At 48.5% G+C, this 17,815-nt stretch carries 12 protein-coding genes; 11 read left to right on the forward strand and 1 reads right to left on the reverse strand.

The genetic code is table 11. From position 1 onward, the window contains the following. Position 1: 1 nt before the first annotated feature. The 7 genes from ACFPXP_RS15840 (at position 2) to pgmB (ending at position 12,059) form a co-directional block, all read left to right on the forward strand. Entirely contained in the window at positions 2 to 1,543 is a 1,542-nt protein-coding gene (locus ACFPXP_RS15840) for a response regulator transcription factor (protein WP_379895299.1), read from the forward strand. A gap of 164 nt (positions 1,544 to 1,707) precedes the next feature. Further along, complete coding sequence (locus ACFPXP_RS15845; RefSeq protein WP_379895300.1) at positions 1,708 to 2,955, forward strand: ABC transporter substrate-binding protein; 1,248 nt, start codon at positions 1,708 to 1,710, stop codon at positions 2,953 to 2,955. A gap of 99 nt (positions 2,956 to 3,054) precedes the next feature. Then, positions 3,055 to 3,990, forward strand: a complete 936-nt coding sequence (locus ACFPXP_RS15850) for a carbohydrate ABC transporter permease (protein ID WP_379895313.1) — start codon at positions 3,055 to 3,057, stop codon at positions 3,988 to 3,990. 8 nt (positions 3,991 to 3,998) lie between these two features. Then, positions 3,999 to 4,823, forward strand: a complete 825-nt coding sequence (locus ACFPXP_RS15855) for a carbohydrate ABC transporter permease (RefSeq protein WP_379895301.1) — start codon at positions 3,999 to 4,001, stop codon at positions 4,821 to 4,823. 32 nt (positions 4,824 to 4,855) lie between these two features. Next, positions 4,856 to 6,964: a glycoside hydrolase family 3 N-terminal domain-containing protein gene (locus ACFPXP_RS15860; protein ID WP_379895302.1), complete on the forward strand. Its 2,109-nt coding sequence runs from the start codon at positions 4,856 to 4,858 to the stop codon at positions 6,962 to 6,964. A gap of 33 nt (positions 6,965 to 6,997) precedes the next feature. After that, positions 6,998 to 9,073, forward strand: coding sequence for an amylo-alpha-1,6-glucosidase (locus ACFPXP_RS15865; RefSeq protein ID WP_379895303.1), 2,076 nt, complete (start codon positions 6,998 to 7,000; stop codon positions 9,071 to 9,073). Between the two features lie 31 nt (positions 9,074 to 9,104). Beyond that, complete coding sequence (gene pgmB, locus ACFPXP_RS15870) at positions 9,105 to 12,059, forward strand: beta-phosphoglucomutase (RefSeq protein ID WP_379895304.1); 2,955 nt, start codon at positions 9,105 to 9,107, stop codon at positions 12,057 to 12,059. 250 nt (positions 12,060 to 12,309) lie between these two features. On the opposite strand, the gene ACFPXP_RS15875 is transcribed toward pgmB, so the two are convergent. Next, a complete protein-coding gene (locus ACFPXP_RS15875; protein ID WP_379895305.1) occupies positions 12,310 to 13,596 on the reverse strand; it encodes a glycosyl hydrolase family 18 protein in 1,287 nt (428 codons plus the stop codon). A 174-nt stretch (positions 13,597 to 13,770) separates the two neighbouring features. Here ACFPXP_RS15875 and ACFPXP_RS15880 point away from each other — a divergent pair, with 174 nt between their 5' ends. The 4 genes from ACFPXP_RS15880 to ACFPXP_RS15895 all read left to right on the forward strand — a co-directional run bounded on the left by ACFPXP_RS15880 (position 13,771) and on the right by ACFPXP_RS15895 (position 17,642). Beyond that, positions 13,771 to 14,250 carry a MarR family winged helix-turn-helix transcriptional regulator gene (locus tag ACFPXP_RS15880; protein WP_379895306.1) on the forward strand — a complete coding sequence of 160 codons (480 nt, stop codon included), beginning with the start codon at positions 13,771 to 13,773 and terminating at the stop codon, positions 14,248 to 14,250. Further along, positions 14,228 to 16,441 (forward strand): MMPL family transporter, encoded by a 2,214-nt coding sequence (locus ACFPXP_RS15885; protein WP_379895307.1) that lies wholly within the window; start codon positions 14,228 to 14,230, stop codon positions 16,439 to 16,441. The genes ACFPXP_RS15880 and ACFPXP_RS15885 overlap by 23 nt, the downstream gene beginning before the upstream one ends. A gap of 257 nt (positions 16,442 to 16,698) precedes the next feature. Then, complete coding sequence (locus tag ACFPXP_RS15890; protein ID WP_379895308.1) at positions 16,699 to 17,217, forward strand: double zinc ribbon domain-containing protein; 519 nt, start codon at positions 16,699 to 16,701, stop codon at positions 17,215 to 17,217. Between the two features lie 38 nt (positions 17,218 to 17,255). Further along, on the forward strand, positions 17,256 to 17,642 hold the full coding sequence (locus tag ACFPXP_RS15895) for a hypothetical protein (protein WP_379895309.1): 387 nt from the start codon (positions 17,256 to 17,258) through the stop codon (positions 17,640 to 17,642). Positions 17,643 to 17,815: the final 173 nt, after the last annotated feature.

The following is a 17,815-nucleotide window of genomic DNA, read 5'->3' on the forward strand; positions in this document are numbered from 1 at the left end:
AATGAACGTGTTGATTGTGGATGATGAGCCGCTCGTCCGTATAGGAATCAAATCGGCAGTGAATTGGAAGGAAGAAGGAATGACGATCGTTGGCGAAGCGAGTGATGGGGAGGAAGCCTTAAAGCTGATCCATGAGCTTGCTCCCGATATTGTCATACTGGATATCAAAATGCCGAAGCGGGACGGACTGGAAGTACTTCAAAGGATGAAGGATTGGGAAATGTCATCCGATGTCATCGTACTGAGCAGCTTTGATGATGTAGAGCATGTCAAACAGGCGATCAAGCTTGGGGCGGTTGACTATTTTCACAAGCCCGATATGAATGCGGAGCAAATCATTTCGGTCCTTAGAAAACTGAAAGAAAAGAGGTCAAAATACGCAGACGCATCAGACCAACACCATCAGGGCAACGCCCGGCTGTTCAAGGAGAACGAGCTGCGGGATTGGATGCTGGGCAAAGCGGAAGGTCCGACGAAAACCTTGCTGTTCGAAGGGAATATGCGCGTATTTACGTTCAAAGTTCGATCGTATACGGAAGTTCTTCAGCGTTATACCGAAGAGAATCGAATGATGCTGTACAAGACGATTTCCAATATTACGTCGGAACTGCTCAGCAAGGAGAACGAGACTGAATTTGTCCCGATTCAAGACAATGTTTACTGTGTTGTTTCCAGTCATCGAGAGTCGAGAAGCCTGCAGGCGGGACTGCTCCGCATTCAGGAATTAATACAGCGAATCAACAGCTCTCTGAAGCGTTTTGTGAATGTGGAGACGGTTTACGCCGTGAGTGATACTTTCCAAGGCTTCCGTCAAGGACATCAGGCTTTTTTGCAAGCACAAAGAGCGATGGAGACTTCCTTTTACCACGAACAGGAGCAAATATTGTACTACCAAAATGTGAAAGCTTGTGACGATACGGTTCGGGACAAGGCGGCCTCCTTGGTATCAGATATGAAAAACGCGATTATGGATGAGAGATTCGGAGATTTTTTGAATGAATTGGAGGAATGGGAAACGACGGTTCGTTCAAGGGAATGCTTGTCCCAGGCTGAAGTCAAAACGGTCTATGAGGGCCTTCTGTTTATGCTGGAGGACGGGGTGACGAACGAGCACGTAAAAAGTCAGGCTGAGCAAGCGGAATCGTTTCAGAAGCTGACCGATTTATACAAGCCTTATTTTATTGAACGATCCAGCAAGGGCTCCAAAAATCAGCAGCATGATTACAGCTTGCTGATTCGCAATATTTTGGAGTATGTGGAAGAGAACTATGCTCAAAATATGACGCTGAAATTGCTGGGACTCCAATTTCATGCAAGCCCGAACTATATCAGCAGGCTGTTTAAACAGGAAGTCGGGCAAGGTTTGTTTGATTATATCAATGAAGTGAGGATTAAACATGCGAAAAAGCTGCTGAAAGATTACCGAAAAAAAATTTACGAGGTTGCAGAAGCCGTTGGATTCAGCAGTCAGGCTCACTTCTCCATTGTTTTTCAAAAACATGAAGGCATGCCCCCGAAAGAGTATCGAAATGAAAAAGTGTGATTTGATGAAAAAAAAGTGGATCATTTGAAAAAACTTATAAAAAAATAGGCGCCTGAAAACAATAAAGATAATCAAATGAAAATTAATCCAAAATGGATTAATTTTTTTTTGCTCAGAAACCGTTATCATGGTCATTGTCTTCAAAAAAGTGAGGAGGATTAGAAATGAGAAGATTTAAAAAGGGATCCACATTTTTGGTATTATGTTTAGCTCTGATCGTCGGCTTAACGGCGTGCGGTGGCAACAATACAAACGAAAATGCCGGTAACAATTCCGGTGCTTCCGGTCAAGAGGATGTCACGATCACCATGGGATTCTGGGGTACGGCGCAGGATTTGCAGGTGTATCAACAAGCGGCTGACGCTATTTCAGAGACTTACCCGCATATCACATTAAACATTAAGCAGTATCCAAGCAGCGAGCAGTTCTGGAACATCTTGCCGGGTGAGATTGCGGCAGGCGTTGCACCGGACTTTATCAAGATTTCGAACGAAGGCGCATTTGAGTATATCAATAAAGGGCTCTTTACTGCGCTGGATGAATATATTGAGCCGGCCGGCATCGATATGTCCGTCTATCCGGAATCTTCCATGAATATTTGGCAGGTAGACGGAAAGCAGTACGGTATTCCAAACAGCGATATGCCTGCGATGTTCTTCATTAATGAAGACATGTGGCAGGAAGCAGGTCTTGGCGACTATCCAACCACATGGGATGAGGTAGAAGCAGCAGCTAAAACGCTGACCAAAGACGGCGTATACGGTCTGATCACGAATATCGATGCATTTCATATTACGAACTATGCAAAAAGCTACGGCGGAGGCTGGGGCAACGGCGAAACGATCAATTCCCCAGAAAACGTACAGGCTTTAGAACAAATTATGGATATGTACAAAGAAGGGATCGCAGTTACTCCTAAGACCCTTGGATACGGTTGGGACGGCGAAGTTTTCGCCAACGAGCAAGGCGCTATGAGTACAGGCGGTTATTGGTACAAAGGATACCTTGCTGACGCAAATCCAGATTTGAATTATGTCGCGATTCCAGTTCCGCAAGGAACGACAGCGGGCAGCACGATGAGTTCCGATGCCTACGTTGTATTGAAGGATGCGAAAAATAAAACAGCAGCACTTCAAGCGGCTTACTACATGACAAATGAAGAGGTTCAAACGAAATTTATGGAGCTGGGCTTCAACCCTGCACTGAAAACCTTGTCTCCAAAATACTTTGAGCAAAATCCGGAATTCAAGGCTATCGAGCCTTCGCTTGAAACAAGCTCGGATTTCGGATATCCGGTAGATACGAAGAAATTTACGGATGAATTGGTGAAACAAGTCGAGGCTGTCATTTTAGGCGGCAGTGACAAGAGTGCAAAAGAGATTTTGGACAGCGTGCAAGCTCAATTTCAATAAAAAAATTAGACGATGAACTTATAAGTGTTCCCGCTTCGGATGAAGTGGGAACACTTGTGTATTCATTTTTTCGCATTTAAACACGAACGGAGGTACATGATGTCGGATTATGTCAACGAGAATTCGGGCAGAAAGATCAAGCAATCCATGTTTCGCCGGTTGGCGGATTCGGATCGCAGCTTAGGGTGGATGCTTGTACTGCCGTTTTTAATATTGTGGGCATGGTGGTTCTTGGTCCCATTTATACAGTCATTTGTTAGAAGCTTTCAAAACGCGAATTTTGCAGCTTTGGATCAAGCGGAATTTATCGGCTTGGATAATTTTATTCAAATTTTGCAGGACGAAGAATTTTACCGGGCGGTCTGGCATTCCTTGCTGATCGTCATTATCGCGGTTCCGGTACAAGTCATTCTTGGACTGTTTATGGCGATCTTAGTCAATCAAAAGCTTAAAGGAAAAGGGATCTTCAGAACGATCTTCTTTGTTCCTTATATCACGTCCCAAATTGCGATTACGACCGTATTTATGATGCTCTTCAAGAAGGATACCTTCCTGACGGATTTCTTCGGTTTATTCGGTTTTGGAGATGTAACATGGTATGCCGATCCGCAGTATGCTCTGCTGTTCGTCTGTATCTTGTTCATCTTTCAGCAATCGGGATTCACGATGATTGTTTATTTGTCAGGTCTTCAGGAAGTACCAAAGGATTTGTATGAAGCCAGTCAAATTGACGGAGCGTCCAAGTGGGATCAGTTCCGCTACATTACGGTTCCTTATTTGAAGCCGATCACGTTCTTTATTATTTCCGTATCGACGATTCTCGGCTTCCAAATTTATGACCAAATCGCCGCGATCTCCCGTTACGGTGCGCTGGGCTCGCCTGCGGGCGCGACGAGTACCGTCGTCACGTATTTCTACCAACATGGGATTCGCTATATGAACATTGGCTACGGCAGTGCAGCGGTTGTCATTTTCTTCTTTATCATCTTGGCGATTACTTTCCTGCAGAAAAAATTCTTGGACGTGAAGGAGTGAGCGAATAAATGAGAACACGAAACCGAATCAACAAAGCGATCATGTACATTGTTCTGATTGCCCTTGGGCTGATGTTCGCTTTTCCTTTTCTCTACACGCTGTATACTTCCTTCATCAGCATGAAGTTCGTTAACACACTGACCAGTCCAGCGAATTGGACGCTGGATAACTATAAGACGTATTTTACCAATCCCGCTTACGATGTGCAGAAGTGGCTGTGGAATACGATCGTTATGACGGGGATTGTGGTGATCGGTAACCTGATCATCAACCCAATGGCCGGATTCGCGCTGGCCAAGCTTGAATTCCCGGGGAAAAAGATTGTGTATTGGATCGTCGTTGCAACGATGATGGTGCCATATCATATGATTTTGATTCCGGTCTATGTCAATATGGCGGAGATCGGCTGGCTCAATACGTATATGGCGTTGACGGTGCCGTTTCTGTATCAGGCGCTTTATGTCTTCATGCTAAGACAGTTCTTTATCAGCGTGCCTGGTGAATTCATCGAGGCGGCACGGATTGACGGGTTAACGAAGATGGGTGCGTTCTGGAGAGTGGTCTATCCGCTGGCGCGTTCGTCGTTGATTACGATGTCTATTCTCGCTTTTGCAGGGACATGGAACAGTTATCTGATTCCAAGTACACTCGCGAACAACCCCGAAAAATATGTGCTGGTCGTCGGTCTGAACAGCGTGAAGGATATGTTCTTTGAGAATACGCCGATGATTATGGCCGGGGTTGTACTTACTACTCTTCCGATTCTTGTTTTCTTCTTTATCTTCCAGCGGCAGTACATTGAAGGGGTATCTAGTGCGGGGGTTAAAGGTTAAGTCTGAGATTCGGGAGGAGGCCTTAAGTCGTTATGGGAAAAATAGAGAATCGCGCCAGTCAACTGCTGGAGCGAATGACCTGGTCTGAGAAGATCGGACAAATGGTTCAGTACGGACGATGTGAGGACAGGGAGATCGACTTGATCCGTGAGGGAAAGGTTGGCTCCTTGCTCAATGTTCATGGAGCCGAGAAAATTAATGAACTGCAGCGAATTGCAGTAGAGGAAAGCCGTCTCGGTATTCCTCTGCTCATCGGTGATGATGTTATTCACGGATTTAGGACGATATTTCCGATTCCGCTCGGGGAAGCTGCGAGCTGGGATTTGGACATGATGGAGAAGAATGCCCGGATTGCTGCGATCGAAGCAGCATCCGAAGGAATTCGCTGGACGTTCGCCCCGATGGTCGATGTGACGAGAGACCCGCGCTGGGGCCGCATCGCTGAAGGTACGGGTGAAGATACTTATTACGCTAGCCTGACAGCTGCTGCGAAGGTGCGGGGCTTCCAAAGTCCGAATGAGAACGGCTATCCGATGACAGCAGCCTGTGTGAAGCACTTTGCAGGCTACGGCTGGATTGAAGGAGGCAGAGATTACGACACAACCGATATGTCGGAGCGTGTATTAAGAGAGACGATTCTTCCTCCATTTCAATCAGGCATCGAGGCAGGCGCATTATCTGTCATGAGCGCTTTTACAGAACTCAGTGGCGTACCGGCCTCGGGAAGCCGCTTTTTGCTGCGCGATATTTTAAAAGGGGAATGGTCTTTTGACGGCGTCGTTGTGAGCGATTGGGAGTCGATCGAGGAAATGATTTACCATGGATACGCAGAAGACCGAGCGGATTCCGCATATAAAGGGTTGCTGGCGGGTGTCGATATTGACATGCATTCCGGTGTGTATCTGGAGCATCTGGAGCACATCATTCAGAAGCAGCCTTCACTGCAGAAGCTGCTGGACGATGCGGTTCTGCGCGTCTTGAAGATGAAGTTTGAACTGGGTCTATTCGAATATCCCTACATTGATTCCAACAAGCGTGAACAGATTCTCTTCAATCGAGAGCATTTGGAGCAAGCTCGAGACAGCGCACGTCAATCGATCGTTCTGCTCAAGAATGAAGGAGCTGTGCTGCCGCTGCAACCTGCCGCTCTGAACAAGATCAGTCTGATCGGTCCACTCGCCGACGATCCTCACCACTCCATGGGATGCTGGGCGTGGAAAGGGAGAGAAGAGGACGTTGTCACCATTAGGCAGGCGTTTATATCCCGAATATCTCCTTCGGCGGAAGTGACCTATGTAAAGGGATCTGGAGTGAAAGAGGAAATCGCAGGCGGCATCGAAGAAGCCGTGCGTGCAGCGAGGGAAAGCGATATGGGGGTTGTGGTCGTAGGTGAGAGCGAGGATATGACGGGAGAACATTACAACCGTGCGCATATCGAACTGCCGGAGCCTCAGCTCAAGCTGCTGCAGGCGATCAAGAACGAGACAAACACGCCTTTAGTGGTGATCGTGATGAGCGGAAGGCCGCTTGCATTGGAATGGGTGCATACGCATGCAGATGCGGTATTGGAGGCTTGGCACTTAGGGACAGAGACCGGAAATGCCGTCGTGGATGTGCTGACGGGAGCGTATAATCCAAGCGGCAAATTGCCGGTCACATTTCCTCGGACGGCAGGACAGATCCCGATTTACTATAACCGTAAAAATACCGGCCGCCCTCATCTATATGAAGATTATGTCGATGTCGATGATACTCCGCTGTACCCGTTCGGCTACGGTCTCAGTTATACCACATTTGAGTACAGCGATTTACAACTGAGCGCAGAGCACATGATGGTGGATGGCAGTATTGAAGTTACCGCTCGAATTAAGAACAGCGGTCCTATGGATGGCGCTGAAACGGTGCAGCTCTATATACGCGACCTGGTGGGAAGCGTAACCAGACCGATTAAGGAGCTAAGAGGCTTTCAGAAGCTGTTCTTGCAAAGCGGCGAGACGAAGAAGGTTCGCTTTACGCTGACTCCGAGCCATCTAGCAATGCGGGATGAGAGATTGCAGCTTGCGGTGGAGCCTGGAGAGTTTCATGTGTGGGTAGGCCCTGATTCGGAGCGAGGATTACAAGGACGATTTCGAGTGGTGTGAATGATCGGTAAGAGATAAAGGAGTGATTATGCGATGGAATATTCTGTGATTAAAGAAGGCGATCTGTTTTTACTGACGGATCTAAACGGCGATATTGCGCTGGATGATGAAAATGGACACGGCTTATATACGAAGGATACGCGTTTTTTAAGCCGGATGGATGTGCAGATCGATGGCGAGAAGCCAGCACTTCTTTCTTCTTCTTCGGATAAGAGTTATGTCGCGTCCATTCGTTTGATGAAAAATGAGAAGGATAAAGGCGCGATCGAGATCCATCGGGAGCGTTTCATATACGATGGAGTACTGTATGAAAGATTTATCCTGAGCAATTATTTTTTAGATGCGGTGGATTTTGATTTTTCGGTTTCATTCGATTCCGACTTTCAGGATATGTTTATCGTGCGAAAATATCGTACAGGCGAAGTAGGCCAAATTGTCGAGCGTTTCTGGAGTCCGGAAAGTATTGCCATTCGATACCGCGGGGCGGATCGAATTGAGCGCTCTACGCAAATTAAATGGAAGACGGATGTGAATGATGTTTCTGTGGATGAACAAGAGAACGTTCATTTCAAGGTTCATCTCGATCCCAAAGAGGAAAGACAAATCTGCTTCTTGATTACACCCATGATCGATGGAAAGGGCGGTACGGCCCTAACGTTCGAAGAAGGCTTGAAGCGTCTGCATCAAAGTTATGAGAATTGGGTGTCTGACACCGCTCAAGCGGAATCCGATTCTGACCTCTTTAACGGCTTGTTTGCACGCGGTGTGCAGGATCTGAGAATGCTACTGACGGATGTAGGCTATGGAGATACGCCGGTTGCCGGGTTGCCGTGGTTCGCCGTTCCGTTCGGCAGGGACAGCTTGATCACTTCCTTGTTCATGCTGCCGTTAAATCCCAAGCTGGCGCAGGGCACGCTGAGAACGCTCGCTGCTCATCAGGGGACGAAAACCGATCCTTGGCGAGATGAGCAGCCGGGCAAGATCATGCATGAGCTTCGCTTTGGGGAGCTGGTGAATACGAAGCAGTCACCTTTCTCGCCCTATTATGGAACGGTCGATTCCACACCTTTGTTTCTCGTCCTGATTAGTGAATATGTACGTTGGACAGGCGATTTCTCTCTCGTAGAGGAGCTGCAGCCGAACATCGAACGGGCGCTTGCATGGATTGATCAGGCGGAACAAGCCGGTAAAGGCTTCTTAACCTACCATCAGGAAGCGGAAAAAGGTTTCCCGAATCAAGGCTGGAAGGACTCGGCGAATTCGATCGTGCACGAAAGCGGTCATTATGCAGCTTCCCCGATCGCTTTATCGGAGGTACAGGGTTACGTGTACCACGCCAAGAAAGGACTGGCGGCCGTATATCGAGCGATGGGGCAAACCGACAGGGCAGAGCCTCTCGAAACGCAGGCGGCACAGCTTAAGTCGCGTTTCGAAGAAGCGTTCTGGATGGAAGATGAGCAGTTCTATGCCATTGCGCTGGATAAAGACCAAAACAAGGTGCACAGCGTCACCTCTAATCCGGGTCATCTGCTCATGGGCGAGCTGCCTTCATCGGAAAGAGCTGCGAGTGTAGCAAAGCGTCTGCTCCGGCAGGATATGTTCAGCGGCTTCGGTATCCGAACGATGAGTACGGATGACATCGGTTATTATCCGATGAGCTACCATAACGGAAGCGTCTGGCCGCATGACAATGGCATGATTTTATTGGGCTTGAGCCGTATGGGCTTCAAGGAAGAAGCGAGCAGAGTCATTTCCGCTTTGCTGGATGCGTCTTCTGCGTTCGAGTATCAGCGTTTGCCGGAGCTGTTCTGCGGACACGGCGCGGATGTTGGTTATTTGGTTCAATATCCAACGACATGCTCGCCGCAAGCGTGGGCGGCTGCGACATCGATTGTGTTCTTGCAAGCGATGCTCGGTATTGAGCCGGATGCGCTAACCAAAACGATCAAGCTTGGACCCGCGCTGCCGGAGTCGATGAATGAACTGACGGCTCGCGATATTCGAATTGGCGAAGGTGTCATTTCCATTAATGTGACGCGTACAGGCAAGGACAGCTACAAAGTAGAGGTACCGGTCAATACGACGGGATTTGAAATTGTAGTTGTATAAATTTTTCTAAAACATGGGGTGAACGACAGCAATGAAAAAAGGAACCGTAATATACCCTTATGAGCCTTGGACCATTACGGAAACGTCTTATGATCCAAAGCATAACCGCCGGAGTGAGACCGTGTTTACGGTCGCGAACGGTTATATCGGGATGCGCGGCACATTTGAAGAAGGGCCTGAGGAAGGCGTTCCTTCTTTGAATGGTACGTATTTGAACGGGTTTTACGATACGACGCCGATCATCTACGGTGAAGAAGCTTACGGTTATGCCAAAGATCATCAGACGATGCTGAACGTAACGGACAGTAAAATCATCCAGCTGCAAATTGACGGTCAGACGTTCCAGATGCATAAGGGCAAAGTACACCGCTATTTCAGACAATTGGATATGAAGAAGGGCATCATGATTCGCCAAGTCGAGTGGGAAACGGACAGCGGCAAAAGGGTGGAGATTCGCTCGACGCGGATGGCGTCTTTCGTGAGCAAGCATTTGGCGATGATCCGCTATGAGGTAAAGCCGCTTAATTTCTCAGGAGAGGTGAAGCTGATCTCCTCCTTGAACGGTGCGGTGACGAACGAAGAGTCCAAAGGCGACCCGCGAGCAGGATCGGCTTTTCAAGGTCAAGTGCTGCTGACAAGAGGACTGCATGAGAACGATACATTCGGTGCAGTCCATCAACAAACGAAAGTGACGGGCTTTGAGCTTGTCTGCGGGATGGATCATCAGCTGAGCGGCACCTATACGATGGACACGAAACAAGGGGAGCAGCATATCGACAAGATCTTCACTCTTTCGGTGAAAGAGAACGAGACGGTAATGTTGGATAAATTCATCAGTTACCATACTTCGCTGGACCATTCTGCGGAACGGCTAACGGAGCTGGCGAAGGCCGAGGTGGAAAAAGCCAAGGCGAAAGGCTTCGATTGGTACGCAGAGCGTCAGGCGGAGGAACTGGCACAGTTTTGGCAGACGGCGGATGTTCACATTGAAGGGGATGAGGCGCTTCAGCAGGGACTTCGCTTCAATGCGTTTCATCTATTCCAATCCGTTGGACGGGACGGCCGAACGAACATTGCTGCCAAAGGCTTAACGGGTGAAGGTTACGGCGGGCATTATTTCTGGGATACGGAGACATATAATCTTCCGTTCTTCTTATATAATCAGCCGGAGATTGCCAGAAAGCTGCTCGAATACCGCAGCTACATTTTGCCGAAGGCGCGGGAGCGTGCAGAAGAGCTGGCACACAAGGGAGCACTCTATCCGTGGAGAACGATTAATGGAGAAGAGGCTTCGGCTTACTTCCCTGCGGGAACGGCCCAATATCATATCAATACCGATATTGCTTATGCGGTTAGAAAATATATGGAAGCGACACACGATGATGATTTTCTGATCGAGCACGGTATCGGCATCTTGATCGAAACCTCTCGCTTTTTCGCCGATTTGGGCGAATTCATCGAGGGCAAAGGCTTTTGCATCAATGGGGTAACGGGACCGGATGAGTATACGGCGATTGTAAATAATAACACATATACCAACATCATGGTAAAGGACCAGCTGGAGTTCACACTAGCTATGGTCCAGTCGCTGCAATGGGGGCATCCAGCGCAGTGGAACGAAATTCATTCACAGTTTGGCGTAGATTCGCAGGAGCTGGAAACTTGGCGCCGGATGGCAGACGAAATGTACATTCATCGCGAGAATGGCCTCATTGGGCAGGATGACAGCTTTTTGCAAAAATCGGCTTGGGATTTTGAAGGCACGCCTGCGGACAAGTATCCGCTGCTGCTGCATTATCACCCGCTCAATATTTACCGTCATCAGGTGTTGAAGCAAGCGGACTTGGTGCTGGCCTTCTATTTGCAGCATGACCGCTTCTCACGGACGGACAAGGTTCGCAATTACCATTACTATGAAAAGCTGTGTACTCACGACTCTTCGTTATCTGCAAGCATTCACGGCATTGTCGCAGCCGATCTGGGAGACATGGAAAAGTCGTATGATTATTTCATGCAATCCGTCCGAATGGATCTCGACGATTATCACCATAACGTGAAAGACGGTGTGCATACGGCATCGATGGCCGGCAGCTGGCTGGGCATTGTGGGCGGCTTCGCGGGGATGCGCCATGACGGCGAGAAGGTGTCCTTCGAACCGAAAATTCCGGGGAATTGGAAGTCCTATACGTTCCGAATTCGACTGAGCGGAAGGATGTTGGAGCTTAAGGTGACGGATCAATCGACGGTATACTCGCTGCTGGAAGGAGAGCCGCTGCAGGTCATTCATTACGGCGCGGCGTTCCAATTGAGCGGACGTCAGGAGCTTAGAAACCACAAGCTGGCAGCAGTGATCTTTGATTTGGACGGTGTGATCACCGACACGGCTGAATATCACTACCTGGCTTGGAAGGAGCTAGCCGATGAGCTGGGTATTCCGTTCGATCGAGAATACAATGAGAAGCTCAAAGGGGTCGATCGCCTTGCCTCGCTTCAGCTTATTCTAGATCGGGCCGGCAAGGAGCTGCCAGAGGAAGAGAAGCTGGCATTGGCGACGAGTAAGAATGAGCGCTATAAGAAGCTGATTCAGCAGGTGACGCCAGATGATCTGCTTCCCGGCGTGAAGGAGCTGCTGGCTGAGCTTCGAGAAAAAGGCATCAAGGTAGGCCTTGCTTCCGCAAGCAAAAATGCGGGAGCGGTGATTCGTTCGCTGCAGGTAGAAGCGTATTTCGATCATATTGTGGATGCGGCAGCGGTAGAAATCAGTAAGCCGGATCCTGAAGTATTCCTAAAAGCGGCCGAAGCACTCGGGGTACATCCGGCGCACTGCATCGGTGTAGAGGATGCCGAAGCCGGCGTGGAAGCGATTCTGCTGGCGGGCATGACGCCGCTAGGCATCGGCGATCCGAAACTTCTAGGACGCGCGAAGAAGGTTGTCGGCAGCCTGGAAGGAATGGACGTAGAGAAGCTTTCTACGCTCATCTCCTAACTTAAAAGATAAGAAAGTAAAAATGTGGTGGTCATTCGTTGTGACATGATTGATCTAACGAAGAAGAGAAGGTGTGGGAAATACCGGAGGAGCGACTTTTGCAGACGTGTTATAACCATGAAAATTCGAATTAAAAGAACACGACTGCAAGGGAGTCCCGGAGGTATTTCCCACGCCCACCCTATGCTCGTATGAACTCATCTCCTAACTTAAAAGAGCGTCTGTGCATTGTTCACAGGCGCTCTTTTTCTTACCTTTTCACCACATTGAAGTTGTCCTCGATGAGCAGCCAGTTTTGCGGGAAGCTGAGTCCGAGCTTCCAATAGCTGATGCCGCGTAGATTTAATTCTTTGAGCAGATCAAACTTGGCTTGAATGGAGCGGGCATCCTCAAACCAGACGATATGGCTGTTCCCCTCGTCGTCCTGATATCGGAAATAAGGGGCTTGAGCTGTGTAATCATACTGGATCGCCACATTCCTCTCGCGCGCAAGAGCGATGGCGGCTTGCGGGCTGAGCGCTCTTGCAAATCTGCCGCCTGGCTCGTACGGAAGGGTCCAGTCATAACCGTACAAGTTTTGGCCCATCATAATCTTGGAAGCGGGCATTTCAGTAATGGCGTATTCCAATACGCGCCGTACAGGACCGATGGGGGAGACGGGCATCGGTGGTCCGCCGCTGTAACCCCATTCGTACGTCATGATGACGACAAAGTCGACGATTTCGCCATGAGCGCGGTAATCGTGGGCGGTGTACCATTCCCCTGTCTGCTCGGCGCTTGTTTTGGGAGCGAGTGCGGTGGAAATTAAATACCCTTCACCGTGAATCCGATCGGCTGCTCTTCGCAAAAATCGGTTGTATGCTTCCCGGTCTTCTTCACGCAAATGTTCAATATCAAAATGTATATCGCGGAAGTTCAATCTTCTGGCAGTTTCGATAATGTTGTTTAGCAGCGTTGTTTGTACCTGTTCGTTCGTCAAAATAATTTGTCCAAGCTCGGGGCTGAACTGATCTCCCTCCAAATTCGTGACGACCATCATAAGCGTCACATTGTTTTGCTGGGCAATTTCCCTTAGATTGTCTAACGGAGGAGCTTGCAGCGTCCCGTCGCGATTAATCCGGAAGCTGAACGGTGCCAAATACGTTAAATAAGGCGCCGCGTTCCTCGAGGCTTCAACTAAGCCGGGAGACATTACTTCGCCTCGGGGCTCTACGTAAGCATTGACTTCGGCTCGTCTTTTCGGTCTCGGAGGAATGTAGAGCCTGAGTCCGACCTGCAGCGGCCGATTGATATCTAGACCGTTCATTTGAGCCAATCGTTGGGCAGTAAGACCAAATCTTCTTCCGATGAGATACAGGCTGTCTCCAGGCTGCACCCAATAATAGGAGCCTTGAATAGGAATGACGAGGGCTTGACCCACCACCAGCGATTGCTGTAGAGAAATCTCGTTCGCTTCCGCCAGCGTATTGAGGGGAACTCCAAAGGCTTGAGAAATGCCAAATAGAGATTGCCCCGGCCTCACAACATGTATTTGCATAGGAAACCTCCTGAATTTCTTCATTTTTGTCTCTAATACATATATTCGAAGGTTCCAGCTTAGGTGTTTGTCTATGAAGTATTTTTCAACAGACTTGAAATGGATGGAATAATTCTATATAGTTAAATAGTCGAATAGTTTGTTAGTGAAACTAAATGGATGGAAGGTAAGGCTATGGATAAAACAATGCTGCGGGATTTGATCGAACGATACCAAGATACCACGATGACGATTAATCGCATGATGGGCCGCGCACTGCAGGACTGCATCCCGGATGGTCTAACCAGCGATCAATGCTCGATATTACGGTATTTAAAGCAGAAGAAGCAGTGTACGTCATCCCAGTTGGCTGATTTTTTCATTGTCAGCAAGAGCTCCATCACCGCGATGGTGACGCGGCTTGTCAGCAAGGGCTTGATCCAGCGTATCGGAAACGAGCATGACAGACGCGTTACGCATTTGTCTCTGACGGAAGAAGGAGATGCCATGTATGGAACGATTCAGGTGAGAATTGAGGAGGTGCTCAGTCATTATTTGAATCATTTTGAGGAGAACGAGGCGAAAACCTTTATAGAAACCTACGAGAAATTGGCAAACATTTTGGCTCTTGAGGAAGGGAGTAGAGGAAACGATGAAAACCGTATTGAAGGCTAAATGGCTTGTGCTGGCATTATGGATTGCCGCTGCTGTCATTCTGATGCTGACTGCCCCGAATATAGCAGAACTCGTAAAAGAAAAAGGGCAAATTAACGTACCGGAAGGTTACTCTTCATCCGTCGCTGCTGAATTGTCGCAAAACATGCGGCAAAACAATTCGGAAAATGCAAATACGGCCTCAACACTGCTTGTTTTTCATGAAGCGGGTGGATTGACCCAAGAGCATATGGGAGAGATCGGCAAGGGCTTAGAGAAGCTTGGGGCAGCGGCTGCAGAAGGGAATCAAGGGATCGTATCTTTAGTTACGCATCTCGGTGCGCCGGAATTGGCAAGTCAGATGTTGTCCGAAGACGGAACGACGGCGATTGCACTGCTAACGGTAGATTTGGGGGTCAAGGAACCGTCTGTCATGCAATCTGAGCTTGAAGAGATGCTCAGTGATGTCTCCGTCGAATATTACTTAACCGGGGATTGGGTCATTAACCAGGATTTAATTCAGAGTTCGCAGGACGGATTGAAACGTACAGAAATCATTACGGTTATTCTGATTGTGGTCATCTTATTCCTCGTATTCCGTTCTGTCGTCGCACCATTTATTCCGCTGCTTACGGTGGGGATCAGCTACCTTGTATCCCAGTCGGTTGTTGCGTTCCTGGTGGATTTTGCTGATTTTCCGTTGTCTACATATACGCAGATCTTCATGGTTGCCGTCATGTTCGGGATCGGAACGGATTATTGCATCTTGCTGATCAGCCGATTTAAAGAAGAGCTGTCTCACCAATCCAGTACGACGGAAGCCATATTGGCTACTTATCGTTCGGCAGGCAGAACGGTGCTGTACTCGGGCCTAGCCGTATTGGTTGGATTTACGTCCATTGGCTTTTCGACCTTTACGCTCTACCGGTCGGCAGTAGCTGTAGCTGTCGGTGTAGCCGTGCTGCTGTTGGCGCTGGTCACACTGGTGCCTTTCTTCATGGCGGTGCTGCAAAAGGTGCTGTTTTGGCCGACGAAAAAAACGCTTGAGCATACACCGAGTAAGCTGTGGGGACATTTGGGCCGTTTCTCGCTGAAGCGCCCGCTCATTTCCATCATCGTCATAGCGATTGTGGTACTTCCGTTCCTAGGCTTGTATAAAAATGAGATTTCCTTTAATTCGCTTGATGAAATCGGCGAGAAATATGATTCGGTGAAAGGTTTTAATCTGGTTGCGGAACGATTTGGTCCAGGAGAGACACTGCCGACGACTGTAATGATCGAATGGGATGAGCCTCTGGCCATGACAGATGGTCTTGCGGCGATCGAGAGCATTTCTCAGGGACTGTCCGAGGTAGACGATGTAAGTGCCGTACGCAGTGCCAGCAGGCCGACGGGGGAACCTATCGATCTCACACAGATGGCGGGTTCCAGTGATCCTGCGATGCAGCAGCAGTTTCAGCAGATGCTTGCCACATACATGTCCTCAGACATGCGGATTGCATCTTTTGATGTTGTTTTTGGCACGGACCCGTATAGTACGGAGACGATGGACCATATCGATGTGCTTCAAGACCAAGCAGAGGAGGCACTGGCGTCAGCCGGTTACCCTGATGCCGAGGTGGCGATCGGCGGAGTTACCAGTGTAAATAATGATCTCCGTCACATTTCAGGCGAAGATTACAACCGGACGGCGATCATGATGATGATTGGGATTGCTCTCATATTGATCATCTTGTTCAGATCGTTGATCATACCGCTGTACATGATGGCATCTCTGATTTTGACGTTCTATACATCGATGGCCGTTACGGAGCTTATCTTTATGCGTTGGCTTGATTATTCGGGCATTAGCTGGGCCGTACCGTTTTTCGGTTTCGTGATGCTGATGGCGCTTGGCATTGACTACAGTATCTTCTTGATGGATCGCTTTAAAGAATACCGAACGCTGAACCCGAAGGAAGCGATCATTCTAGCGATGGAAAACATGGGCAAGGTGATCATGTCAGCGGCTGCGATTTTGGGAGGGACGTTTGCCGCCATGCTGCCGTCCGGCGTCATGTCGCTTCTACAGATCGCGACCGTATTAATCAGCGGATTATTGCTGTATGCCTTTATCATGCTGCCGCTGTTCATTCCGGTGATGGTGCGTGTTTTCGGCAGGTATAACGGGTGGCCGTTTATGAAAAAACGTAAAGCAGAGCCATCCTCCTAATAGGTGAAAACACGGGTATTGTACCCTTGCTTTTTTTGACCAAATAAGAAAGTTAAACCCGCATCCATACTTACTTTATGCCCGTAAGAACTCATGTCCGAACCACAGGACGCCGTCAATCGTTTTTCTCATCGACATTTCGTCATCATGATAGACATTCACAGATGTCAGCGATGTGTTATAGTGTATATGAATAAAATAATAATGCATCAAAAAAGCAGCTTAGAAGCATTGGGGATCAAGGAAGGGAGCCTGACATGTCGAATAATTTTTTTGACCGTTTGAAGCAAGGCGCTGCGGAAGCAGGAAAAAAAGCGCAGTTGACGGTAGAAGTAAATCGATTGAAGCTTCAGATTTCATCGAAGGAAAAAGAAATTCAACGGCAGTATACTCAGATGGGGGAATTGGTATATAGACACGCCCAGCAGCATGGCGTGGAGACGATTCCTGCAGATTGCGTACGGATCGTAGATGAGATCAACCGGATGAGAAGCGAGATCAACCAAATCGAGCAAAAAATCAGGAGTCTGAAATCAGAAGTGCATTGTCCTGCATGCGGTAAAGTCAATCCGACGGGTACGAATTTTTGTACTTCTTGCGGTACCCATCTCGTTCAGCCTGCTGCGGCTCCAATCGAGGTTGAGGTATTGGACCGAAGGGAGAATCTAGAGGATACTGAAAATGACTCAGCGACACCGAAATGTGCTTCCTGCGGAAGAGAAGTGATGGAGGGGAAACCTTTCTGCCATCATTGCGGTGCAGCTGTACAGCCATAATGTAAACACGAAGGTACAAGGGACGAGGGGGACCAAATATGCATCCATTTACACAAGTACGACAATCGTTAAGAGCTTGGCTGGCTCCGTATCGCTGGATTCAGTCCGTGCTTCCTTATCATTTGTATATCATGCTCGGGGGCGTCGGCGCGATGCTCCTGAATGACTTGTTCATTTACGGGCTTGATGAGTATGTGCGAGTCATCAGTATACTGTCCACGATAGGATATTGGGCATTTCTATTCGGTATGCTGCTGACGCTGATCAGCGCCTCAACACAATATTTGTCTTATGCCCTATGGGCTTATGTACTGCATGTCTTGATTCCATTCGAATATTTCACGTTCGGCACCGTATTAAGAGCGGCCGTGTATGTCGCTTTAGGGGTACTCGCATACCAGTATTACACGAAGGAAAAGCAGTAATAACTCGTCAAACATACGAAAAGACGCCATGCGGCGTCTTTTTTCATTATGGCTTTAGCCAGTTGAGTGCGTGAAACGCGCGAAACAGAAAACCACCCGCTATGCGGGTGGAGGGTTCTAGGGTTTGACCAACAAGACCATTCCGATAAAATTGAGATGTTCAGGCTCAATAA

Origin of the sequence: Marinicrinis lubricantis (assembly GCF_042658665.1) — a bacterium.
In the GTDB taxonomy this organism is placed as follows: Bacteria; Bacillota; Bacilli; order Paenibacillales; family KCTC-33676; genus Marinicrinis; species Marinicrinis lubricantis.